General features: G+C 47.9%; 18 protein-coding genes. 11 read left to right on the top strand and 7 right to left on the bottom strand.

The features are described 5' to 3' along the window. Window positions 1–15 precede the first annotated feature (15 nt). From EHS89_RS02090 to EHS89_RS02075, 4 genes are all read left to right on the top strand, one after another. Window positions 16–270 (top strand): HypC/HybG/HupF family hydrogenase formation chaperone, encoded by a 255-nt coding sequence (locus tag EHS89_RS02090; protein WP_124924444.1) that lies wholly within the window; start codon window positions 16–18, stop codon window positions 268–270. Next, window positions 267–1,472 (top strand): hydrogenase formation protein HypD, encoded by a 1,206-nt coding sequence (hypD, locus tag EHS89_RS02085; protein ID WP_124924443.1) that lies wholly within the window; start codon window positions 267–269, stop codon window positions 1,470–1,472. The genes EHS89_RS02090 and hypD overlap by 4 nt, the downstream gene beginning before the upstream one ends. Continuing rightward, entirely contained in the window at window positions 1,469–2,515 is a 1,047-nt protein-coding gene (gene hypE, locus EHS89_RS02080) for a hydrogenase expression/formation protein HypE (protein WP_124924442.1), read from the top strand. Before hypD ends, hypE begins: the two co-directional genes overlap by 4 nt. A gap of 131 nt (window positions 2,516–2,646) precedes the next feature. Beyond that, the gene (locus tag EHS89_RS02075) at window positions 2,647–4,380 is read left to right on the top strand and encodes a hydrogenase maturation protein (RefSeq protein ID WP_124924441.1); all 1,734 of its coding nucleotides are present in this window, start codon (window positions 2,647–2,649) and stop codon (window positions 4,378–4,380) included. Window positions 4,381–4,391: 11 nt separating this feature from the next. Here the strand turns inward: EHS89_RS02075 and EHS89_RS02070 are convergent, their stop codons facing one another. Continuing rightward, a complete protein-coding gene (locus tag EHS89_RS02070) occupies window positions 4,392–7,496 on the bottom strand; it encodes an efflux RND transporter permease subunit (protein ID WP_124924440.1) in 3,105 nt (1,034 codons plus the stop codon). Then, window positions 7,493–8,629 (bottom strand): efflux RND transporter periplasmic adaptor subunit, encoded by a 1,137-nt coding sequence (locus tag EHS89_RS02065; protein WP_124924439.1) that lies wholly within the window; start codon window positions 8,627–8,629, stop codon window positions 7,493–7,495. The genes EHS89_RS02070 and EHS89_RS02065 overlap by 4 nt, the downstream gene beginning before the upstream one ends. Before the next feature lie 120 nt (window positions 8,630–8,749). Here EHS89_RS02065 and EHS89_RS02060 point away from each other — a divergent pair, with 120 nt between their 5' ends. The 3 genes from EHS89_RS02060 to EHS89_RS02050 all read left to right on the top strand — a co-directional run bounded on the left by EHS89_RS02060 (window position 8,750) and on the right by EHS89_RS02050 (window position 10,427). Continuing rightward, a complete protein-coding gene (locus EHS89_RS02060; RefSeq protein ID WP_124924438.1) occupies window positions 8,750–9,361 on the top strand; it encodes a TetR/AcrR family transcriptional regulator in 612 nt (203 codons plus the stop codon). A 146-nt stretch (window positions 9,362–9,507) separates the two neighbouring features. Beyond that, on the top strand, window positions 9,508–9,981 hold the full coding sequence (locus EHS89_RS02055; protein ID WP_124924437.1) for a peroxiredoxin: 474 nt from the start codon (window positions 9,508–9,510) through the stop codon (window positions 9,979–9,981). A gap of 44 nt (window positions 9,982–10,025) precedes the next feature. Further along, entirely contained in the window at window positions 10,026–10,427 is a 402-nt protein-coding gene (locus EHS89_RS02050) for an SMI1/KNR4 family protein (RefSeq protein WP_124924436.1), read from the top strand. 101 nt (window positions 10,428–10,528) lie between these two features. Here EHS89_RS02050 and EHS89_RS02045 read toward each other — a convergent pair whose 3' ends face one another. Then, complete coding sequence (locus EHS89_RS02045) at window positions 10,529–11,728, bottom strand: YbfB/YjiJ family MFS transporter (RefSeq protein WP_124924435.1); 1,200 nt, start codon at window positions 11,726–11,728, stop codon at window positions 10,529–10,531. A gap of 135 nt (window positions 11,729–11,863) precedes the next feature. Here EHS89_RS02045 and EHS89_RS02040 point away from each other — a divergent pair, with 135 nt between their 5' ends. Then, the gene (locus EHS89_RS02040; RefSeq protein ID WP_170167386.1) at window positions 11,864–12,724 is read left to right on the top strand and encodes a LysR family transcriptional regulator; all 861 of its coding nucleotides are present in this window, start codon (window positions 11,864–11,866) and stop codon (window positions 12,722–12,724) included. Here the strand turns inward: EHS89_RS02040 and radD are convergent. Continuing rightward, complete coding sequence (gene radD, locus EHS89_RS02035) at window positions 12,721–14,481, bottom strand: DNA repair helicase RadD (RefSeq protein ID WP_211340272.1); 1,761 nt, start codon at window positions 14,479–14,481, stop codon at window positions 12,721–12,723. The genes EHS89_RS02040 and radD overlap by 4 nt on opposite strands. Window positions 14,482–14,768: 287 nt before the next feature. On the opposite strand from radD, the gene EHS89_RS02030 reads away from it, so the two are divergent. Continuing rightward, a complete protein-coding gene (locus EHS89_RS02030; RefSeq protein ID WP_124924433.1) occupies window positions 14,769–15,578 on the top strand; it encodes a mechanosensitive ion channel family protein in 810 nt (269 codons plus the stop codon). Window positions 15,579–15,657: 79 nt separating this feature from the next. Here the strand turns inward: EHS89_RS02030 and EHS89_RS02025 are convergent, their stop codons facing one another. The 3 genes from EHS89_RS02025 to EHS89_RS02015 form a co-directional block, all read right to left on the bottom strand. After that, the gene (locus EHS89_RS02025; RefSeq protein WP_124924432.1) at window positions 15,658–17,853 is read right to left on the bottom strand and encodes a solute carrier 5/6 family protein; all 2,196 of its coding nucleotides are present in this window, start codon (window positions 17,851–17,853) and stop codon (window positions 15,658–15,660) included. Window positions 17,854–17,957: 104 nt separating this feature from the next. Then, window positions 17,958–18,233: a membrane protein insertion efficiency factor YidD gene (gene yidD, locus EHS89_RS02020; protein WP_188885233.1), complete on the bottom strand. Its 276-nt coding sequence runs from the start codon at window positions 18,231–18,233 to the stop codon at window positions 17,958–17,960. Between the two features lie 545 nt (window positions 18,234–18,778). Continuing rightward, window positions 18,779–20,164: a PhoH family protein gene (locus tag EHS89_RS02015; RefSeq protein WP_124924431.1), complete on the bottom strand. Its 1,386-nt coding sequence runs from the start codon at window positions 20,162–20,164 to the stop codon at window positions 18,779–18,781. 130 nt (window positions 20,165–20,294) lie between these two features. Between EHS89_RS02015 and cobB the strand changes: the two genes are divergently transcribed. Both cobB and ppnN read left to right on the top strand, forming a co-directional pair. After that, window positions 20,295–21,002 (top strand): Sir2 family NAD+-dependent deacetylase, encoded by a 708-nt coding sequence (gene cobB / locus EHS89_RS02010; protein ID WP_124924430.1) that lies wholly within the window; start codon window positions 20,295–20,297, stop codon window positions 21,000–21,002. Window positions 21,003–21,167: 165 nt separating this feature from the next. Beyond that, window positions 21,168–22,550, top strand: a complete 1,383-nt coding sequence (gene ppnN / locus EHS89_RS02005) for a nucleotide 5'-monophosphate nucleosidase PpnN (RefSeq protein ID WP_124924429.1) — start codon at window positions 21,168–21,170, stop codon at window positions 22,548–22,550. Window positions 22,551–22,590: the final 40 nt, after the last annotated feature.

Raw genomic sequence — 22,590 nt, 5'->3', positions numbered from 1 at the left:
CAAGGGTTTATTGCAATGTGTTTAGCAATACCGGTAAAAGTTGAACAGATTATCGATACCGAGACCGCCATTGCGGATATCGGTGGGGTGCGAAAAGAGATCAATATTGCATTAATTGCTGACCTGAATGTGGGTGATTATGTAATTCTCCATGTGGGTTATGCGCTTAATAAAATTGATCCTGAAGAGGCTGAACGAACGCTTCAGCTATTTGCTGAGCTCGGTGAGCTTGAGCAGATCATGGAAGGCCATCAACAGGAATTGTCATGAAATATGTTGACGAATATCGTGACGGCCAGCTGGCGCGTGAGATAGCAGGACGTATCCGCAACGAAGCCGATCCTGAACGCAACTATCATCTTATGGAGTTTTGTGGCGGCCACACCCATGCAATCTTCCGCTATGGTATTCCCGATCTGTTACCTGGGAATGTGAAGATGATTCACGGGCCGGGTTGTCCTGTTTGTGTACTGCCAATAAGCCGACTCGACGCAGCGATAGAGTTGGCGGTAACCCATAAAGTCATTCTTTGTTCTTATGGCGATATGATGCGCGTACCTGGTTCCCGTAAACGCAGCTTACTAAAAGCCAGAGCCGAAGGTGCAGATGTCCGGATGGTGTATTCCTGTACTGATGCATTAAAAATCGCCCGTGATAATCCTGATCGTGAAGTTGTCTTTTTTGCCATCGGCTTCGAAACTACTACGCCACCAACAGCCTTAGTCATTCGTCAGGCCCGCAAACTGGGACTGACGAATTTTTCCGTCTTCTGTAACCATGTACTGACTCCTGCTGCGATCAGCAATATTCTTGAGTCCCCTGAAGTACGTGAACTGGGTGTGCTCCCCCTGGATGGTTTTATTGGGCCGGCGCATGTCAGTACAGTGATTGGCAGCCAGCCTTATGAATATTTTGCTGAGGAGTACCAAAAACCGGTGGTGATTGCCGGCTTTGAACCCCTTGATGTGTTGCAGGCTATTCTGATGCTGATACGTCAGCTGAATGAGGGTAGGGCTGAAGTTGAAAATGAGTTTTCCCGGGCGGTGACAGAGGTCGGCAATGAGCAAGCAAAACAGATAGTTGCAGATACCTTTGAATTACGACGTAGCTTTGAGTGGCGCGGGCTAGGTACCGTGCCTTATAGCGCGCTGCGTATTAAAGCTGAATATGCCGGTTTTGATGCAGAAAAGCGTTTTGCTGTTAAGTATAAAAGTGCCGGTGAAAATAAAGCCTGTGAATGCGGAGCTATTTTGCGGGGGGTTAAGTCGCCAAGAGATTGCAGTTTGTTTGGTGGCCCTTGTACACCTGAAAACCCTCTGGGCTCTTGTATGGTATCCAGTGAGGGCGCTTGTGCGGCTTATTACAGTTATGGCCGGCATCAGGAATCTGTGTTTGCTTCAGATGCTGAAAATGGTGCTGTTACTGACGTTGTACCTGATGCGACCAATATAGCTAAAGAGAGATCACTATGACCAAAGGTTCACAGTATAGTCACCGTCTTGACCTGGAAAATGGGCGGGTTGAGATGGCTCATGGCAGTGGTGGCAAAGCGATGGCTCAGCTGATCGATGAATTATTTCTTCAGGCGTTCTCAAATCCCTGGTTGGATAAAATGAATGATCAGGCCTGTTTTAGCCTGCCTGCGGGGCGGGTGGTGATGGCGACAGACAGTCATGTTATTTCACCGCTGTTTTTCCCCGGTGGAGATATAGGATCGTTATCGGTGCATGGCACTGTTAATGATGTTGCCATGTCGGGAGCGGTGCCAAAATACCTTTCGGCAGGGTTTATTCTTGAAGAGGGCTTTGCGCTGTCGAGCCTTAAACAGCTTGTTGAGTCGATGGCGCACGCCGCTGAAGCTGCAGGGGTGGCTATTGTTACCGGAGATACCAAAGTGGTGGAACGGGGTAAAGGCGATGGCTGTTTTATTACGACGACGGGTGTGGGAGTTGTTCCTGAAGGGTTAAATATCTCCGGTGATCAGGTCGCGGTTGGCGATAAAATTCTGGTCTCCGGCACTCTGGGTGATCATGGTGTCGCTATTATGTCGTTGCGCGAAGGGCTTAGCTTTGAAACCACGATTGAATCAGATAGTCAGTCGTTACAGGATCTGGTCGCGGCGATGGTTGAGGTTGTGCCAGATATTAGTTGTATGCGGGATCCGACCCGGGGTGGTCTGGCTGCAACTCTGAATGAAATAGCGCAAAGTGCCGGGGTGGGTATGCAGATCTATGAGGCCCAGATCCCGGTTAAGCCTCAGGTCAGTGCTGCTTGTGAATTTTTAGGGCTGGACCCGCTATATGTTGCTAATGAGGGAAAATTGATCGCCTTTTGTCCTGCAGATCAGGCCGAACAGTTGTTAGCAGTGATGCGTGAGCATCCTAAAGGTCGTGATGCGGCGATTATCGGCGATGTCACCGAAGATTCATTGAAGTTCGTACAGATGGAAACGACCTTTGGTGGCAAGCGGATGGTGGATTGGATTAATGGTGAGCAGCTGCCTCGCATCTGTTGAGACCTTGTATGTGATCTCCATGCTGCGTTTACGCTCGACTCGTTTAGCGGGCTAAACTTCGCTCGCTAAGCCTTGCCTGGTGATCCCATTCAAACCCTCAGTTATTTGGGACAAAATTAATTAGGTAAAATATGAAAATCCTGTTTCTGACCCATAGTTTTAACTCTTTGACTCAACGACTGTTTGTTGAGCTGCGTCGTGATGGACATGAGATCTCGGTGGAGTTTGATATTAACGATGCGGTGGCAGAGCAGGCGGTCGGGTTGTTTCAGCCCGAGCTGATTATTGCGCCATTTTTGAAGCGTAAAATCCCCGATTCTATCTGGCAGAATCATCGTTGCCTGATTGTGCATCCGGGTATTGTTGGTGATCGTGGTCCTTCATCGGTGGACTGGGCTATTATGCGTGGTGATCAACGTTGGGGAGTGACCTGTTTACAGGCTGACGCGGAGATGGATGCTGGCGATATCTGGGCTACGGCTGAATTTGATATGCGTGATGCCAGTAAGAGTAGCTTGTATCGCAATGAGGTAACTGAAGCGGCCCTGGAATCAGTTCGACAGGCGATCAGTCGTATTGAATCGGGCGGTGAGGCAACACCTCTGGATTACGAAGAAGCAACCGTGCAGGGGCAGTGGCACTGCCTGATGCAGCAGAGTGACAGAACGATTGAGTGGGCTTTGCACTCAACGGATGAAGTGTTGCGTCGAATCAGGGCGGCGGACTCTGTTCCGGGTGTGGTTTCAGATATTGGCGGGCGGGACTATGCGCTGTTTAATGGTTATCAGGAGCATAACCTGAATCTTGACAGAAGTGCTGAGCCCGGGTCGTTGATTGGTCACCGTGATGGGGCTGTCTGTTTAGCGACTATCGATGGTGCCTTGTGGGTGACGCATCTGCGTTTGGCTACACCTGCCGAAGGGGAGCATGGCTTCAAGCTGCCGGCAACCTTGCAGCTGGCGGAAGCGCTTGCTAATGCTCCTGAGTCGTTGAAAGTACCTGAATTAGCGTTGCTGCCAGAGGCCGAAACGGATGAAGATAGCTGGCAGGAGATCTGTTATAGGGAGAGCGGTCATGTAGGTTATCTGCACTTTGATTTTTATAATGGTGCGATGGGGACTGAACAGTGTCAGCGGCTGCAACAGGCGGTAATTGCGGCTAAACAAAGAGATATTCGGGTTTTGGTTTTGTTGGGGGGCTCAGAGTTCTGGTCTAACGGTATTCATCTCAATCTGATAGAGGCGGCAGAAAGCCCGGCAGATGAATCATGGCGTAATATTAATGCGATGAACGACCTTTGCCGGGAATTAATCGAATCACCGAACCAGATGATACTGGCTGCAATGCAGGCCAATGCTGGGGCTGGTGGTGTGTTTATGGCGCTGGCTGCTGACCGGGTTATTGCCCGGGAGTCGGTTATTCTTAACCCTCATTATCGTTCGATGGGTAATCTGTATGGTTCAGAATACTGGACTTACCTTTTGCCACAGCGGGTTGGTGATCAACAGGCCAAACAGTTGATGCAGAATCGTTTACCCGTTACCGCAACCGAAGCACAGGAGATAGGGCTGATAGATCAGGTTATTAGTGAAGACAGGGAGACCTTTGTTGCTCAGGTCATGCATCAGGCCAGAATGCTGGCTGAAGGCCCTGATTTTTCAGATCTTCTGGCTATGCGAAATAAACATCGGGCAGATGATTTCAGTCAAAAACCGCTACAAGCGTACCGGGATGAAGAGCTAAAGAAGATGAAACTAAACTTCTATGGCTTTGATCCCAGCTACCATGTCGCCCGTTATCATTTTGTTGAAAAGCTGCCTAAAGCCAGAACGCCGTCCTGGCTGGCTTGCCATAGAAAGTTATAGGCTGAGCCTCTTCAGGCAGCTTTCCCTTCGACGTCAACCCCGGCCCCTTTGCTTTGCTCGAAAGCTTTACGACGGCTCATCATCAGGAACGCTGCAGGGACAAAGTAGAAAGACAGCAGAGTCGTGAGTAAGGTACCACCAGCGATAGCAACCGCGAACGGAGGCCAGAAACCACCACCGGCCAGAATCAGCGGTGTAAAACCGCCCACCGTGGTAATAGTGGTGGAGGTAATATGGCGGGTACAGCTGAGAACTGCACGACTGATGGCCTGTTTGTCACCGCGGATTGCATCCGGATCAGCTTTCAGTTCCGCCAGGATAACGATTGCGGCGTTGATAGCCAGACCCATTAAACCGAGCAGGGCGATAATTACAGTGAAACCAAACGGATAACTGAACAGAAATACACTGAGCAGTCCTAACCCTATAGACTGGAATGCCGCAAGGAAAATCAGGGTGCTGATCCGGAAAGAGTTAAACGACAGTACGACCACGGTGATCAACAGCACGAAAATAATGCCAACATTGGCCAGCAGTTTGCCGACAGCCTTATTACGCTCGGCTGACTCGCCACCAATTTCCATCCGATATCCGGGTGGCAGGATAAAACCCTCGGCTTCGAGCCGGTTGGAATAGTTGCTCAACACTGTTGAGGGCAGGACTCCGGCACGTATATAGCCCTCGATAACATTGACACGTACCCCATTGCGCCGCGGAATGGCTCCCCGACCGGGGCGTAGTTCGGTTTCAGCCAGTGCCGACAGGGGAATGTTATTCTGGCTGCCGGGCTTAGTGAGACTGAAGTTGGTCAGGTCCTGCAGGTCCTGGCGCTGATCGTCAGAAACGCGCACACGCACCGGAATCGATTCAGTTACTTCCAGAACTGAACCGCCAAGCTGTCCGTTCAGTGAGGATTGCAGCTGGCCTGCCATTTCGGTCAGGGTGAAGCCGCTCAGGTGGCTGGCATCTTCATCGGCCTTTAGCCATACCTTGGGAATGCCTGGTTGCAGGGTAGCCCGGGTATGCACGACCTGATCGGTTTTAAGTAGTATTCGACGGGCTTCATCACCCAGTTGTTTGAGTGTATCCAGATTAGCGCCATAGATACGTAACTCAACCGGAGCATTAAATGGTGGTCCCTGTTCAAGCTTTCTGACCAGAATTTGTGCGCCCGGAAAGTTGTCATCCAGCTCTAGCTGAAGCAACGGCATCAGCCGGTTGGCGGTCGTAAAATTGGTGGTGGTAATCATTCCCTGAGCGTAATTCTGAGCCCCCTGCTGACGGGGAACCATATTGTAGTAAAACGAAGGTGCATTGTTACCGATAAACCAGCGGGCATGTTCGATGCCGTCTTTCTGTTCGAGTAGTGCTGATATCTGTCTGGCAACCTGTTGTGTTGCCATGATGCTGGATTGTACCGGCAGGTAGACTTCAATCTGAAACATATTCCGGTCTGATGGCGGAAAAAATTGCTCGGTTAATTGCTTAGCGCCGATAAACCCGCTGACTGGCAATATTAAAACCAGTGCTATTGCCAATTTAGGGGCATTTAGGGCCCAGGATAGAGATCGGCTGAACAAATCACTGACACACTTGAATTCAACGCCGTGCTGACTCCAGTGATAGGTCTGTTTAGCTTCCTGTGGAATAAAGCGACCTGCCAGTCCGGCCACTATCGTGTGTGATATAAGGTAGGAACCGATCAGTGAGAAGATAACGCTGAGAGCTATTCCGCTAACAAACTCGCCGGCAGGACCGGGCATGATAACGATCGGCATAAAGGCAAGAATCGTTGTCAGGGTCGAACCCAACAGAGGAATCCAGAGGTGTTGTACCGATTCAATGACAGCGGTTGCGGCGGCAATGCCTTGCTGGCGCCGTTGCTGGATCGAATCGGTCATGACGATGGCGTTGTCCACCATAATACCCAGCGCAACGACCAGACCGGTCACTGACATCTGATGAATCGGTAAACCGTAATAATTCATGCAGGTGAGGGTGAAGAGCACAGTCAGTGGCAGTGATAGCGATACGATAAGCGCCGAGCGCCAGCCCAGTGTTATCAGAAGTACACTGACAATGATAAGAAAACCGATGAGGATGTTATTGATCAGTTCACCCAGCCTGGTTTCAGTGTAGTGGTTCTGATCAAACAATAATTCCATAGCGATATTGCCGGGCAGAAGTGACCGGAATTGTTCTAGTTCATTGGTGACTGACTGGCTCCATTTGTCCAGCCGTAGACCGGGTAGCATACGCACGCCCACTACGACGGCTGGGTTCTTATCAATCAGTGCAATTTCGCGGGGCGGCCACTTGACCTGTTGGCGAACTTCGGCAAGGTCATTTACCCGGAATATAAAACCGTTAGCGTCGCTGAGCAGGGGGATCTGTCGAATTCTGTCAACCGAGTCCAGCGCGCCGGTCAGTTCCAGTTGAAACTGGTTTTGCTGGTTATATAGCTGACCTGCTGCCACTTTAGCATCTGCAGCGGCCAGGCTTTGGGCAATGCTCTCTGCTGACAGTTGCAGTTTTCCTGCCAGGCCTGGGTCAACTTCTACCAGAATTTCTTCATCGGGTTCGCCGATGATTTCAACAAAATCAGTGCCAGGTAACACTCTTAAACGGTTTTGTAACTCTTTACCATAACGTCCCAGAGTGGCCAGATCGGCTACTCCTGCACCGTTCCACTTCAGGGCGATCAGGTGGGCGAAAGCATAGCCATGATCGTCATCCAGTTTGGGGGGGCTGGCGCCGGATGGCAGCTCAGAATAAACATCCCTCAGCTGGTCCCTGACTCGAGACCAGACGATATCAGGTTCAGTGATGCTATCGTTCAGTTTGATACTGATTACCGAATTTTCCGGACGCGAAGTCGAGCGGATTAGTTGTATCTGTGGTAGCTTGCGAAGCCGGTTCTCGATCGGATCAGTTAGTAGAGCTTCAACCCGTTCAGCACTGGCACCAGGTAGGTTTGTAATGACGGTAGCATCACGCTTGGTTATACGGGGATCTTCGCTACGGGGGAGTGTGGAGAGGGAACCAAGTCCCGCGACCAGAAGTAGAACAATCACCAGGCTTAACAGGCGTCCATTTTCAAGTGTCTGACGGATCATTGCTTGCTTACCTCCAGTATTTCACCCGGCAGGCTAGCGCGGACTAATTGGCCAGCGACAAGTCGTTGAGTGCCTACCGCCAGAATATGGTTGCCAGCGTGCAAGGCTCCGGTGATGTAAGCATCTGTAGCAGTGCTATATAGTACTTTGATATTGCGTGCTTCCAGCTGGAATAAACCGGGATCGTCCGTTGGTTGTAATTGATAGACGGTCCATAACCCGCGCACGGTATCGGTCAATGCAGAAAGCGGAACCCAGAATCCTTGTTGCGGGTACTGTTGCGGTAATTGCAGATATGCCAGTTCACCATTAACGGCTGTATTGTTGGCAGGGAGGGCAAAGCGTAACTGGACCGTACGGGTAATCTGATTGACATCGGAACCCTGAGTAATCAGCCGTGCGGGGTAGCTTATTTTATTGATCGTAATACTGATCTCCTGTTGCTGTTTAAGCTGAGGCAGAGTCTTGACTGGCACGCCAACTTTTACTTCAGCTCCCCCTTGTTGCAGCAGAGTGAATGCCGGACTGCCAGCTTTAATCACTTCTCCACGGTCAACATGACGCTGACTGATAGTGCCATCGAACGGGGCAATCAGGGTGGATTTTTCAATCCGCAATTGATTCGCGTTTAGCGAGGCGCTAATTCGCTGCCGGTTTGCCGTCAACGCTTTCTGTCTGGCCTGTAGTTCGTCAATACTTTGCTCTGATGCGTAACCGCGGCTATTCAAGGTGCGCAGGCGTTTCAGATTGTTAATTACCAGATTGATATCTGCCTGATTCTGGCGTAGCTGGGCCTGCAGTTCTTTACGCTCAATATTTAATAACTGGACATCTTGTGTCGCCAAAATAGTTCCCTGGGTGACAGCTTCACCGGCGTCAATATAAATATCGGCAACTTTACCCGCCAGTTCAAAGCCTATACTGGCATTCTGATTAACCTGGACGCTGCCTATATATTGGCGTCTCACCTGGTAACCATCCTGTTGTATCAGCTTAATCCCCTGTGCCAGATGGTAGTAAGGTTGATCGTTTTTGATTTCTTCTTCATTAAGGTTACAGCCACTGAGCAACACTGAAAGTGTTGTCAGAGTCACCAGTTTGATAGTAATGAAAGCGAATTTGTAGGTAGTCATAGGAATCACAGCACAGGAGTTAAAGTGGACTAGTCAGTCTAGTCTAGTTTTATAAAACTGGACTGTCCAGTTTGATTAGATAAAATAGATAGGAACGCTATTCATAATAAAAGGTCGTCTATGAATAAACCGCGCAGTAAAAGTGAAGAAAAACGTAGCCTGATTCTGGCCGCTGCTGAGCAGCTGTTTACCGAGAAAGGCTTTCAAAGTACAAGTATGGATATGGTAGCTAAAGAGGCCGGGGTTTCGAAACAGACTGTCTATAGCCACTTTGGCAATAAGGATGAACTGTTTGTTGCCGCAATTAACAAAAAATGTATTGCCTATGATCTGGCAACAGTAGGTGTAGTTGATCTTGATCCGGCTCAGCTGCGGGCTTCTTTAATCACGCTGGCGCAGCGGTTCTCGGCACTGATTTTGTCTAATGAAGCAGTCAATGTCTATCGAACCTGTGTCTCGCAAGCAGAGAGTTATCCCCATGTCGCGCGTATGTTTCATACTGCCGGCCCAAAGCAAGTGATTGCTGAAGTGGCTAAAATGATGGCAGCATACCAGCAAATGGGTGTGTTAAAGATTGCTGATTCACATACTGCAGCAGTACAGTTCCTGTTAATGATGCAGGGTGAGCAGCGTATGCGGGTTGAACTGAATATTGAAGAGCGGCTTAGTGAAGAGGCGCATCAAAAATATATTCACGACAGTGTCGATATGTTTATCCGGGCCTATAGTTGAATAATTAATGCTCGATTCAATTAAAACCTTATCAGGAAAGAAATATTGAACCGAGCAAAATAGCTTATCGTATGTATATTTTGCTTTGCCATATACAATGACGCGGGTATCGATCGGTTGATTGAAATAACGTAAGGGTGGTCAAAATGATTAATGTAGGCGATAAAATTCCAGCGGTCAGCATCAGCACAGTATTGGCAGGAGCAACCGAGGCGGTTAGTTCAGATCAGCTTTGCGCTGGTAAAAAGGTTGTGCTCTTTGCGCTACCGGGGGCATTTACCCCAACCTGTTCTGCATCCCATCTGCCGGGTTATGTGGTTAATGCAGATAAAATATACGCTAAAGGCGTTGATACTATTGCCTGCCTGTCGGTTAATGATGCTTTTGTTATGAAAGCCTGGTCTGAAGTACAAAATGCGGATCAGATTACCATGGTTGCCGATGGTGGTGCTGAACTGACTAAAGCACTGGGGCTGGAAATGGACAGTGGTTCATTTGGCGGTATTCGTTCACGCCGTTATGCCATGATCATTGAAGATGGGGTAGTGACCGCACTTAATATCGAGCAGCCTAAACAGTTTGAAGTCAGCAGCGCGGAAGCGATTCTTGATCTGCTTTGATATACTCGCCGCTTTTTAACTGACCTGTAAACGACGGAACTGCTATGCAAGATGTAATAGATGCGCTGCGCGATGCTAATGTTGCGGTGGCAATGCCACTGGAACTACCGGATTTTGATGACATTATTGAAGCTGAAGAAGCGATCTGTGTGCCTTTGCATCCTGAGTTTAAAGAGTACCTGCTGAAAGTCAGCGATGTGATCTGTGGCTCACTGGAACCGGTAACGGTCGCTGATCCGGGTTCTCATACTTACCTTCCAGAAGTGGCAGCTTATGCCTGGTCGCTCGGACTATCCCGTGAGCAAACACCTATCTGCGCACACGATGGAGGCTTCTATGCGGTTACCATTGAAGGCGAGGTTGTATACTGGACACCTGAGAGCGGCGAAGTAGAAGAGTGGACCTCGATTGAAGAATGGGCTCGGGAAGTCTGGTTAGTGAGTTAATTAATCAATGATTTTCTGCCCAGCGATATGAACGCGGGCTGTAAACAGTTAGAAAGAAAGCGGCTCATTCGAGCCGTTTTTTTATTTCTTCTGAATTATTGTTAGTTCTGGGTAAGTGCCAGCTCCCTTCGCTTAGTTGCCTGCATTACCAGAATCATAATTGCGCCTAAGACTGAGATCGCAGCAGCAATATAGAGCGAGTCAGCATAGCTGCCGCCATTATCAGCAATGATACCTGCGATAGCAGGTGCTCCTATCTGTGCGATACCGTAAAGCAGGGTCAGTTTTCCCATTAGCTTTGCCGGTTTAGTTGGGTAGAAGCGACCTGCCATTGCTAAGACAAGACTGACAATCGCAATAAAGCTACCGCCGTAGAGCACCGCGCTGGTTAGCACGACCCAGAAATTATCATTCAGGGCGGGCAGAATAATGCCCACAATCTGGATTAAAAAAGCAATAAGCAGAGCATTAAGCTCGCCAAGTTTACGGGCGACTCTATCCCATAGAATAACCGCAGGGGTAGCGCTCAGGCCGACAAATATCCAGACAATCTGGCCATCACCCTGAAGGCCTGGCTGGGCCTCCACTATAGCGACCAGGAAAGTAGCACTAACTACATATGCATAGCCGGCACAGAAATACATTGCACCCAGTAATAGCATCCAGCGTCGGCTGGGAGGATTGTCCTTCAGTTGCTGACCTGAAGCGGTTTGTAGGCCATTTTCTGGGCGTGGCAACCAGCGCCAGGCGGGTATAGCGATTAGAGAACCAAGCAGACCGACAGCCAGCCATTGCTCACGCCAGTCGAGATGGCCGATCATCAACTCCGCAGCGATACCACTGACAATAATCCCCAGGCCAGCACCTGCATAATGGATACCCAGCTCGGTGCGGTGCCCGTGACGAATCAACCAGTTCATGATCAGTCCGGCGCTAATCAACATGCCACTGGCGCTACTGAGTCCGGAGAAAAAGCGTAGCACAGCCCAAAACCAGATATTGTCGCTCAGGGCCATAGCTGCGGTAGTAATAACAGCGGTAATCAAGCCTGCCCGATAAAGAAAGTCTTTTGTTTTCAAATTGCCGACGGTGGCAGCAAGCAGAGCACCGCACATATAACCGATGTAGTTAATGGTCGCCAGATAACCACCTGCCAGATCGCTTAGTCCGGCTTGTATCTGCATTGCCGGTAGCAACGTTGTGTAGCAGAAGCGGGCAATACCGATAGTCAGTATCAAGCCAAGCAGACCTGAGCCTAGTACCTTAAGGTGTTGAGTATTATCTGAGTTGGCTGAGTTCATAGTTTTGTACCTGGTTTTACTGCACCTGATGACATTGCATATAAGCGTATTTAGTTATAGGTTTCTTTACAAACGAATAATAAAGATACTATTGTTCTCTTATTCAGAATTAATAATAGAGACTGAGTGGATGTTATGGAGCTGATCGCACTTAAGACGTTTGAAAAGGTGGCAAAGGAGGGCGGTATATTAGCGGCATCTAAACAGATGAATACGGTCCAGTCTAATGTCACTACCCGGATTCAGCGTCTGGAAGAGGAGCTGGGAACTAAACTGTTCTATCGTAAAGGTCGTGGCCTGGAGATGACCCGTCCGGGCCGGATCCTGCTGGAGTATGTAGATCAGATACTGCAACTGGAACGTCAGGCTGCGGTGGCCGTAAGGTTGGCAGAAAAGGGTGCCGCGCAGATGAAGATTGGCGCAATGGAATCCTTTTCGGCGACCCATCTTCCTCAGCTGCTGGGTGCGCTTAGGGAGATTTGTCCAAAACTTCAGCCGCGAATTTCAGCCGCTACCACCGCTGAGCTGGTGCGGGATGTTCTTGATCATAAGATCGATTGTGCCTTTGTTGGCGGTCCGGTTGATAATAAAGACCTGATTACCATTGATGTATTTCGGCAGGAGCTGGTTCTGGTTAAGTCCGCGCAGCTGGAACCTGCAGATAATCTGGTACTGTTTCGTGAAGGTTGTAGTTATCGCAACAAGGCGTTGCAATGGAATCGGGACTATATGAGTAACCAGCTAGTATTGAGTGAACTAGGTACGTTGGAAGGTATTTTGGGGTGTGTTGCTCAGGGATTGGGGGTTACTTTGATGCCGCGTAACGTGATGGAGCTTTCCATCTATCGAAATAGCCTGGTATGTGAATCCCTGCCGGAAGATATTGCCCAGGTCCCCACCCAGTTTATTCAGCACCGCAGTACGCCAAGGCTTAAAGTGATGGAGCGTTTATTTGATTCGTTGCAGTGGTTGCCGGTACAGAATAAAACGGCCTAGAGCTGATTGGCTTTACGGTGATTACCCTGATAATCAAATATTCGTTCTTGAATGCGCCAATGATGGCCCGACTTCCGGGCAATAACAAAGTCCGGTGCACAGAATAATTGTGACATACTTAATATTTCTGTCAGTGTCTTAAATTGTACTGGTTGGCTATTCTGGGCAAAGCGACGGCCGAAGAGTTGATTGAAACGGTTTAGCTGCTTTGGGTTGGCTATGTCAAAACGTTCACTAAGTTCTTCGCCATGCTCATCGTGGTATGTGACTTTAAGTTTATTTTCTGATTCTGTCATAGATATTCCGGCACAACGAATGACCAGCGCATCTTTTAGTTTGAGAGCTGCTTTGAGCTGATCATCAGGATCAATAATGGCATGCTGACATTGGTGGCAATGACGGGCTGCAATATCGTTTTCAGCATTACATTGTGGGCATTCTTTAAATCTGAAGCGGTAATCACACTGAGTTACTGAACCCTTTGTGTTTTCTTCAGTTCCCTGGCAGCGACGGCCGAAATGTTCAAGGATATTCCCCTCATCATCGGTTTTTCCCCAGAATATATTGGCAAATTCACATACCGGGCAAAAGACTTGTACCGGCACGCTGCTACTATCAGGTTTCGGCTGACCGACTTCCGGATAGAAAATATTGAATCCGTTGCCGGCATAATCCATCACCAGACAATCCTTTTTTTCTTCGGCCAGACGTAAACCCCGGCCAACGATCTGTTGAAACAGTGAAACGGATTGTGTTGGTCTGAGAATTGCGATGAAATCGACATGGGGTGCGTCAAATCCGGTTGTCAGTACAGCCACATTAATTAGAAATTTAACTTCCTGTCGTTTAAACGCCGCAATCAGCGCGTCTCTTTCCTGGAGAGGTGTCGCTCCGGTTATTAGTGCGCTATGTGCTGTGGGAAGGTAGCCCAGTATCTCTTCAGCGTGCTTTACCGTTGAGGCGAATACCATCACTCCTTTTCGGGAGTCAGCCAGTTGTATTACCTGCTGGCATATTGCTTCGGTAACCCGGGGGTGGCTTACAAGTAACTGGTTAACTTCTTTCTCGGGGTAGTTTCCGGTCGTATTGGCATTAAGGGCTGAAAAGTCATACTGAGCAACCGGTGCATCAACCATAGTCGGTGGAGTCAGAAAGCCCTTGCTGATCATGTACTGTAGGGGTAATTCATAGATGCAGTGCTGAAAGGGACGATCAGAATCTGCCCGGCAGAAGCCCCGGTAATGATATCGGTATACCCAGCCGATACCCATTCGGTATGGGGTAGCTGTCAGACCCAGAATCTTAAGTTGAGGGTTATAAGCTTTCAATTGGGCAAAAATCTGTTGGTACTGACTATTCTCTTCATCACTGACCCGGTGACACTCATCGACGATTATCAGAGAGTGCTCAGTGGCAAAGTCCTGTAGATTTCGTGCTACGGATTGAACGCTGGCAAAAGTAACCTGTAGCTGGCTTTGTTTCTGCTTTAAGCCTGCAGAATAGATACCCGCTTTAAGTCCGTAGCTCAGATATTTGTCGTGATTTTGTTCTACTAACTCTTTTACATGGGCCAGTACCAATATCTTTCGCTTAGCCAGTCGGGCCAGTTCAGCGATAACCAGACTTTTTCCTGCGCCGGTTGGAAGAACGATGACGGCTGATTCATCTGTTTTGCGAAAGTGGCTTAAGGTTGCTTGAACAGCATCTGACTGATAGTCACGCAATTGAAATTTATTGATAGCAACGGTGTTAGTCATCTTCTGTTCATTATGTTTGCGATAGAGTGTTGCGGCTTATTGTAGCTCGGAAAAATAGTCGGGTCTTGCTGATTTAAGCAGGCTTTTTAGCTATGATATACGAGCGTTCTCGCCACTACGGAGAGAGGGAACTCAACAAATAAGGCTTCTGAAGAACTTATTTTAGTGCTTATATAGAACTTACTATAAGTGCCTGCTATTAGAACTTACCAGAAAGCACTTAGGGATGAGTAATGGCGTTGCTGTAATGGCATACGGATTCTATGACGTTTAGGGGAAATGGAAAAATGGACCTGTCTTTTTTTGATGTCTATGTACTACCTTGGATCATAAATATTGCACTGGCGCTGGCGATTTTTATCGTCGGTCGAATGGTTGCTAAGATCCTGATTAACTTGCTGGTGAAAATTCTCCGCAAGGGAAATATGGAAGATATTCTGATTAACTTTATATCTTCTATCGCAAATATTCTGTTACTTCTGGTAATTATTGTTGCCGCTCTGGATCAGTTGGGCGTTGATACGACCTCGTTGATTGCGCTGGTCGGTGCTGCCGGTCTGGCGGTTGGTCTGGCGTTGCAGGGCTCACTGCAGAACTTTGCTGCAGGCGTGATGCTGATTGTATTCCGTCCGTTCAAAGAGGGTGACTTCGTTGAAGCTGCCGGTGTTGCTGGTGTGGTAGAGCATATCAGTATCTTCAATACCATTATGCGTACCGGTGATAATAAAGAAGTTATCGTGCCGAACGGCAATATCTATAGCGGGGTTATTGTTAACTACTCTGCTCGTGATACCCGTCGTGTTGATATGGTATTTGGCATTGGCTATGACGATGATCTGAAGAAGGCAAAAGCGCTATTAGAAGAAATTATCAATAGCGATGAACGGGTTCTTAAAGATCCTGCGCCGGTTATTGCCGTCTCTGAACTGGCAGACAGCAGTGTGAACTTCGTGGTTCGCCCATGGGTTAACTCTGCGGATTACTGGGCGGTGATGTTTGATACGACTGAAACCGTTAAGCTGCGTTTTGATGAAGAGGGAATCTCTATTCCTTATCCTCAGATGGATATTCATCAGCACAAAGTGGAAAGCAAATAATCTGCTTTAAGACAAAAACAGCCGCTATTGCGGCTGTTTTTTTATCTGCAACTTAGAAGAGAGCTTTGGGAGAGAGCTTTTAATCAGTCTCGATATTAAGATTCTTTTCTATCTGTAATTTAAGTTTTTCATTTTCCTGACGGGTTTTCTGCGCATCCAGCCGGTAACGGAAAATTTCCTGATAGCGACTTTCCAGCTTTATTTCCAGTTGTTCCAGTTCTTTATCCCGCAGTGTTAATTTTTGTTCCAGCTTCTTTATTTTAGTTTGTAAGTTATTAACCAGCCCGTAGCTTTGTGTACTTTCTGGCTGTTCAAGGAGTTCATGACCGGATACTTGTTGTTGATTAAGCTCCACTACTAAGTGACTGTACAGGGCCTTCAGGTCCGCAGCTTCCCGGCTGTTATAGCGGATATTGGATTCCATCGCTTTATGGGCACTGGCAGAACCGATAGATCCTGCAAGAACATGCTCTACCATACGATGAAATTCCAGTAATTCTATGATCGCAATATGGCTTTTACCGGCAACCTGAAGATCTTCGGTGATCCTTTTCAGGGCCTCGAGGGTTTTATCACTATTCAGATAACCTTCCAGTAAGGTTTGCGCTTCATTGAGCTTGTCGTCCAGGGCGATGTAGCGGTCCAGCCCGGTGGGGCGGGCTCGTTTACTAGGGGCAGGGGTCATAGCACAGAGAAATTCAGTTGCCTGAGTCCGTTCTCCTTTATGCGGGCTGTATAGCAGTGAAGATGCGATATAGAAGCCAATATTGAAAAGCATGGTCCAGAAAACGCTGTGAGGAATTGAGCCTAAGCCATCCAGACCAAAGAGTGCTTCTGGCCGCAATATTGAAATGCCAAACAGGCCGTTATCCAGAATTGAGTCTGACATCCAGCCATGTTTAACAAAGGCCGGGATTATGAGTGTGTAACCCCAGATCAGAAAACCTGCCAGCAGCCCTGAAAAGGCGCCCATACTATTGCCTCTGCTCCAGAAAATACCGCCAAGCAGGGCTGGACTGAATTGTAAAACGGCAACGAAAGAGATCAGGCCTATGGCGACCAGAATATAGGAATCACCAAATTCAATCGCAAAGCCGTAACTGCCGAGCAGGATGAATGTAACCAATAACCAGCGGATCTGTAACAGGTAAGGTTTAAGAAAACCCGCAGTGGGTACTCGTTCGAGCAGTGGCAATATCAAATGATTAGATGCCATAGTGGACAGCGTCATGGTGGTGATAATTATCATGCCAGTAGCGGCGGAGAATCCACCTATGAATGCGAGCAGGGTCAGTCCGTTATTGCCGGCCATTTGCGGTAATAGTAATACATAAAAATCAGCTGAACTTTCAGGCAACCCAAGTAATAGTCCGCCTGCTGCAATAGGGACAACAAACAGATTAATTAACAGGATGTAGAGAGGGAATAGCCACATTGCCGTTTTTATATGCTGGTGGTTGGCGTTTTCGACAACGGCGACATGAAACTGGCGCGGCAGGTTTTGTACAGCAGCGAAACTCAGAATAATCAGGGTTAACCACATAGTGCCGGAGTTATCTGTAGCACTGAAACTGATCACTCTGCTGTAGCCTTGATCGAATAGCCGGGTGGTTATGTCGTCAAAACCATTAAATAAGCTGTAACTTACAAACAGGCCTACGGCCATGAAAGCGACAAGCTTAACCAGACACTCAACCACTAATGCTGTAATCATGCCCTGATGGCGTTCAGTAGGGTCTAGCCTGCGTACCCCGAACATAATGGTGAAAGCCACCATGAACAGAGTGATTAACAGACCGGAAAGGCCCCAGCCCATGGCTGAGCTTTCATTATCGGTGATCAGTTGAAATGAGCTGACCACCGCTTTTAACTGTAAGGCGATATAGGGCAAAACGCCGACCAGTGCTATCAGGGTAACCAGCGCGGCGATACTTTCGGAACGGTTGTATCGGGTTGATATGAAGTCAGCAATACTGGTGATACGGAAGGTCTCTTTGGCAAACACCATGCGCCGTAGTGTTATCCACCAGAAAGCAACGCCCAGAATAGAGCCCGCATAAACGCCAAAGAATAATAAGCCAGAGCTGGCAGCGAAACCAACACTGCCGTAAAAGGTCCAGGATGTATGGTAGACCGCCAGAGACAGGGCGTAGATCCAGGGTCCTTTAAAGCCCTCGCCACGACTTTCAATACGTCGTTCAACCAGCTGTGCTATACCGAAAAGCACGGCCATATACAGGGTAACTGTGAGTATTACCGTCAGAGAACTGAACATCCTAATCCTTAACAGCAGACAGTGTTTTAAATCAGTTACTTAAGCTATAGACGGAGTAGAGTCAGAGGTCAATTTTAAGCCTGCCAAAAAAAAAGTATTTAGCACTACTTATCTGTATGAGCCGAGCCTGATTCAGTGTTGTCCGATTTTGAATGGCAACCACAAGGGGGGACAGGATCAAAGCCGCCGTCATTATATGGGTGACATTTACCTATTCGCTTAATCCCAAGCCAGCTACCTTTCAGAATGCCGTGAGTTTCTATCGCTTCCAGGGTGTAGGCGGAACAGGTGGGATAGAATCGACAGTTTGGCCCAAGAAAAGGGCTAACCAGATACTGATAGATGCGGATTATAAAGATAAAACAGCGACGGATAATCATAAGGGTAAGTTTAGCTTTTTTGAGCTACGGCGGACAGGTTTATTAAAACAGGAAAAAGAATTGCCGGGTGCAGATGCAGGCCCGGCAAAAAATAGGGAAGAGCAAATGTATTATCTGAACTAAGGAAGGTGCGAACAAGCCCCTTACGCCTCTGGCTTTCAGAGAGGTTGAAGATCAAGGCAACAATTACAGACATACTGGTTGTACGTCGAAAAATGTTAACACTGAGATTCAGTCTCTCTGAAAGCCCCGGAGGGCGGGCTCTATAACGGTCACTTGCTTTGTCAGATAGTTTGAAAAGGTCCAGACATTTCACTGCACTATCTTTCGCGCATTTGACCGTTCTATAGCCCGCAGAGAAAATAATGGACTTATTCGCACCTTCCCCGACATATGCTGCACTGCATTATACTGAGTTTGATTAAAAAATAAACAGCAGTAAAGGCTGTCTGATAATTTACTATAAGCTGTTGATAATATGGATTTTAAATTGTGAAAAATAAAAAGCCGTCAAATATGACGGCTTTTGTGTGCTGCACAATAAATCAGAGGTGTTCTTCTGCATATTCCGCCAGGCGAGAACGGAATATACCTTCGAAGTGGATGTTCGCAGCCCCTTCGAAACCTTTAAACCGCTCAACGATATAGGTCAGACCTGATGTTAAAGGTGTCAGGTAGTTGGAATCTATCTGGGCAAGGTTGCCCAGGCAGATCATCTTACTGCCTTTACCGCACCGGGTAAGAATGGTTTTCAGTTGTTGTGGCGTCAGGTTCTGCGCTTCATCAATCAGCACGACTGCATCCTGAATACTACGGCCACGGATAAAGTTGAGGGATTTAAACTGGATATTGGCTTTTTCGATAGCGTACTTCACGCTGCTCTGAGGTCGGTCATCACCTTCATGCATCGCTTCCAGGTTGTCGTGGATAGAACTCAGCCACGGCGTCATTTTCTCCTCTTCGGTACCGGGTAAGAAACCGATATCTTCTGCTACCGGTGGGGTAGAGCGGGTGACAATAATTTTATTGTAATCCCCCGACTCAATTACCATCTCCAGCGCACAAGCCAGCGCTATCAGCGTTTTACCGGAGCCAGCAGCGCCATTCAGCACACAGAGGTCAATATCAGGGTCTAAAACCGATTGCATTGCGAATGCCTGATAGATATTGATCGGTGTTATACCCCAGCAGTCTTGCTGCATCAGCTTTTCGTAGCCCAGATCCAGTAGCACAATTTCTTCATGGTCAACGGAAACTACCCGGGCTGCAAAGTCCTTGGAGTCATCGTAAACATATTGGCAAGGATAAGCGTCGGGCAGCAGATCAGGGCTGATTCTGTGGTAGGTATTCGGCCCTTCCTGATAGCTTTTAACATCAGTGACGGCTTCCCAGAAGTTGCCTTCAATATGATAGTGGCCTGAGGGTAGCAGGTCGACATCGGAAACCAGCTGGTCTTTGCGGTAGTCTTCTACCCGCTGTAGCCCGGCTCCCAGTGCCTTGAGGCGCATATTGATATCTTTGGTAACCAGTATTATTTCACGGTGGGGGTCACTACCCTGCAGATGCAGTGCACCGTTGATAATATGATTATCGTTATTCTTATCGTCGGGCAGAAAGCCCTGACGGGTTGTCAGTTCATGATCGGGGAAAATACTCAGCTTACCCAGCTTGGTATCATCATCGGTTCCGGGAACCAGAATCTGAACGCCTTTCAATATCTGGGAGGGGGTGGCGGTACTGAGAATCCGGTCAATCGCTCTGATAGCAAAACGGGCTTCTTGTGCGACGTTCTGCTTCCGATCTTTAATGCTGTCCAGTTCTTCCAGGACAGTCATAGGGATGGATATGTCCTGTTCTTTGAATTCGTACAGGCAGTTTGGGTCATGCAGTAAAACGTTAGTGTCGAGGATATAGAGTTTATCAGCACTCATGGCGTGGTTTCCTTCTCGATCCGACTAGTTTTTTTTGCACAGGCCAGGAAAAAACTCCTGTCTGTATAGTTAGTTAACCAGAAGTTGGCGTAGGATTAAAGCCATCAGCCACGATTTGGGGAACAGGCTTATGCAGTATCACAATATTGTTATTCTTACCGGTGCTGGAATATCAGCTGAATCGGGTATCAGAACTTTTCGTGCAGCCGATGGGTTGTGGGAAGAACATAGAATTGAAGATGTCGCTACACCTGAAGCATTTGAGCGAGATCCTGAACTGGTACAGCGCTTTTATAATCAGCGGCGTGAACAGCTATTGCAGCCTGATATTCAGCCTAATGCTGCTCATCAGGCTTTGGCACAGTTAGAACAACAGTTTTCCGGTGAATTGTTATTAGTGACACAAAATATTGATAACCTGCATGAACGTGCCGGCAGCCAGAACCTGATTCATATGCACGGAGAGTTGCTTAATCTGCGTTGCACGACCTCGGGACAAGTGTTTAAAGTGCATAATCATGTGTTACCTGATGCAAATTGTGTCTGCTGTAACAAAACCGGAACACTCAGACCGGATATTGTATGGTTTGGTGAAATGCCGATGCAGATGGAGCTGATATACGATGCGTTAGAAAATTGCGATCTGTTTCTATCGATTGGGACATCTGGCCATGTGTATCCGGCGGCGGGCTTTGTTGAAATTGCCAACAGTGTGGGTGCTGAGACGGTAGAGATTAATCTGGAACCTTCGAAGAAACAGTCAGCTTTTGATCGGCATCTTTATGGTTCTGCCAGTGAGGAAGTACCGGCATTTGTAAAAAGTTTACTTGCATTCTAATTCTTGTTTTTCAATAGGTTAGTGGAGAATCGTAGTTTATTTAACTATAGTGATAGCTGAACTTTACATAAGTTTAGTAGGTCAAAATTAGAATAATTTACTTATGTAAGCCCTGTTTGTAGTCAATATTTTTTCTTCAGAATGTTTTTTTAGAGGGGCAAAATTATGATGACAGAACAATTTGTAACGGCAAATATTACGCCGTTGGATAGTCTGGATACCTTGTCACCTTATGAGGTAGCTAAGCTTCAGGATCGCAACCAGGCGGGACTATTTCGCCTGTTCAGACAGTGCTCACTTGCGGTGCTGAACTGTGGTAGTGAATTGGATAGTACTAAACAGGTACTGGCTAAATACAAAGATTTTGATATTCAGGTAACCCAGAAACACAGAGGGGTACAGCTCGAACTGGCAAATGCACCCGCCAGCGCTTTTGTTGATGGTGAAATTATTCAGGGTATCAGGGAGCATCTGTTCTCCGTTGTGCGTGACCTGCTTTATGTGGGTGATGAGCTGGATAAATGTTGCGATGGCCTCGAAGAGGCGGAACAGATTACCAATATGGTATTCCATATCTTACGCCATGCTAAAGCGATCGAACCGCATATCAAGCCAAATCTGGTGGTTTGTTGGGGGGGACACTCCATCGGTAGAGAAGAGTATATTTATACCAAGCAGGTTGGATATGAGCTGGGCTTGAGGGGTAACGGGGTTTGTACCGGATGCGGTCCCGGTGCAATGAAAGGACCGATGAAAGGGGCCACCATCGCCCATGCTAAACAACGTATTGGAGATGCCCGTTATGTTGGGATTTCGGAGCCAGGTATTATTGCTGCGGAATCACCGAACCCTATCGTCAATGAACTGATTATCATGCCAGATATTGAGAAGCGGCTTGAAGCCTTTGTCCGGTTAGGTCACGGGGTTATCGTGTTTCCCGGTGGCGCAGGCACCGCAGAAGAGATTCTTTATATTCTGGGGGTTCTGTTGCACGAAAAAAACCACAGTATGCCATTTCCACTGATCTTTACCGGTCCTGCTGGAAGTGATGAGTATTTTGCCACGGTAGATCGTTTTATCCGGGCGACGCTGGGTGATGAGGCAACTAAGCTTTATGACATAGTGGTTAATGACCCATATGATGTGGCAGTGAAAATGAAAGCGGGCCTGGACCGGGTAACGGACTACCGTAAAGCAACCAGTGAGTCATTTCATTTTAACTGGCAATTGCATATTCCTTCAGAGTTTCAACAACCATTTGAGCCTACCCATGAAAATATGGCAGGTTTGAATCTGAGTCATGATCAGCCCGACTATTTACTGGCTGCTGCCTTGCGTCAGGCGTTATCTGGTATTGTTGCCGGTAATGTTAAAGAGCCGGGTATCCGGGCGATTGAGGAGCATGGCCCCTTTGAACTCAGTGGTGAACCTGAGATGGTTGAAGCACTGGATGAGTTGCTGAGCTCATTTGTAGAGCAACGCAGAATGAAGATTAATTACCAGGAGTATCAGCCCTGTTATCGCCTTGTGGAGGCAGAACCCGCCTGATCCTCCAGGCCGGCTTTCCAACCGCACTGGCCTGAGTTCA

The organism is Amphritea balenae (assembly GCF_003858655.1).
In the GTDB taxonomy this organism is placed as follows: domain Bacteria; phylum Pseudomonadota; class Gammaproteobacteria; order Pseudomonadales; family Balneatricaceae; genus Amphritea; species Amphritea balenae.
Note: the sequence above shows the minus strand (reverse complement) of the source record. Positions and strands in the feature narration are given on the sequence as shown.

Bases quoted from the DNA above. Each gene is read 5' to 3' on its own strand.
- EHS89_RS02090 (WP_124924444.1), top strand. From the start codon at position 16: ATGTGTTTAGCAATACCGGTAAAAGTTGAACAGATTATCGATACCGAG.
- hypD (WP_124924443.1), top strand. From the start codon at position 267: ATGAAATATGTTGACGAATATCGTGACGGCCAGCTGGCGCGTGAGATA.
- hypE (WP_124924442.1), top strand. From the start codon at position 1,469: ATGACCAAAGGTTCACAGTATAGTCACCGTCTTGACCTGGAAAATGGG.
- EHS89_RS02075 (WP_124924441.1), top strand. From the start codon at position 2,647: ATGAAAATCCTGTTTCTGACCCATAGTTTTAACTCTTTGACTCAACGA.
- EHS89_RS02070 (WP_124924440.1), bottom strand. From the start codon at position 7,496: ATGATCCGTCAGACACTTGAAAATGGACGCCTGTTAAGCCTGGTGATT.
- EHS89_RS02065 (WP_124924439.1), bottom strand. From the start codon at position 8,629: ATGACTACCTACAAATTCGCTTTCATTACTATCAAACTGGTGACTCTG.
- EHS89_RS02060 (WP_124924438.1), top strand. From the start codon at position 8,750: ATGAATAAACCGCGCAGTAAAAGTGAAGAAAAACGTAGCCTGATTCTG.
- EHS89_RS02055 (WP_124924437.1), top strand. From the start codon at position 9,508: ATGATTAATGTAGGCGATAAAATTCCAGCGGTCAGCATCAGCACAGTA.
- EHS89_RS02050 (WP_124924436.1), top strand. From the start codon at position 10,026: ATGCAAGATGTAATAGATGCGCTGCGCGATGCTAATGTTGCGGTGGCA.
- EHS89_RS02045 (WP_124924435.1), bottom strand. From the start codon at position 11,728: ATGAACTCAGCCAACTCAGATAATACTCAACACCTTAAGGTACTAGGC.
- EHS89_RS02040 (WP_170167386.1), top strand. From the start codon at position 11,864: ATGGAGCTGATCGCACTTAAGACGTTTGAAAAGGTGGCAAAGGAGGGC.
- radD (WP_211340272.1), bottom strand. From the start codon at position 14,481: ATGACTAACACCGTTGCTATCAATAAATTTCAATTGCGTGACTATCAG.
- EHS89_RS02030 (WP_124924433.1), top strand. From the start codon at position 14,769: ATGGACCTGTCTTTTTTTGATGTCTATGTACTACCTTGGATCATAAAT.
- EHS89_RS02025 (WP_124924432.1), bottom strand. From the start codon at position 17,853: ATGTTCAGTTCTCTGACGGTAATACTCACAGTTACCCTGTATATGGCC.
- yidD (WP_188885233.1), bottom strand. From the start codon at position 18,233: ATGATTATCCGTCGCTGTTTTATCTTTATAATCCGCATCTATCAGTAT.
- EHS89_RS02015 (WP_124924431.1), bottom strand. From the start codon at position 20,164: ATGAGTGCTGATAAACTCTATATCCTCGACACTAACGTTTTACTGCAT.
- cobB (WP_124924430.1), top strand. From the start codon at position 20,295: ATGCAGTATCACAATATTGTTATTCTTACCGGTGCTGGAATATCAGCT.
- ppnN (WP_124924429.1), top strand. From the start codon at position 21,168: ATGATGACAGAACAATTTGTAACGGCAAATATTACGCCGTTGGATAGT.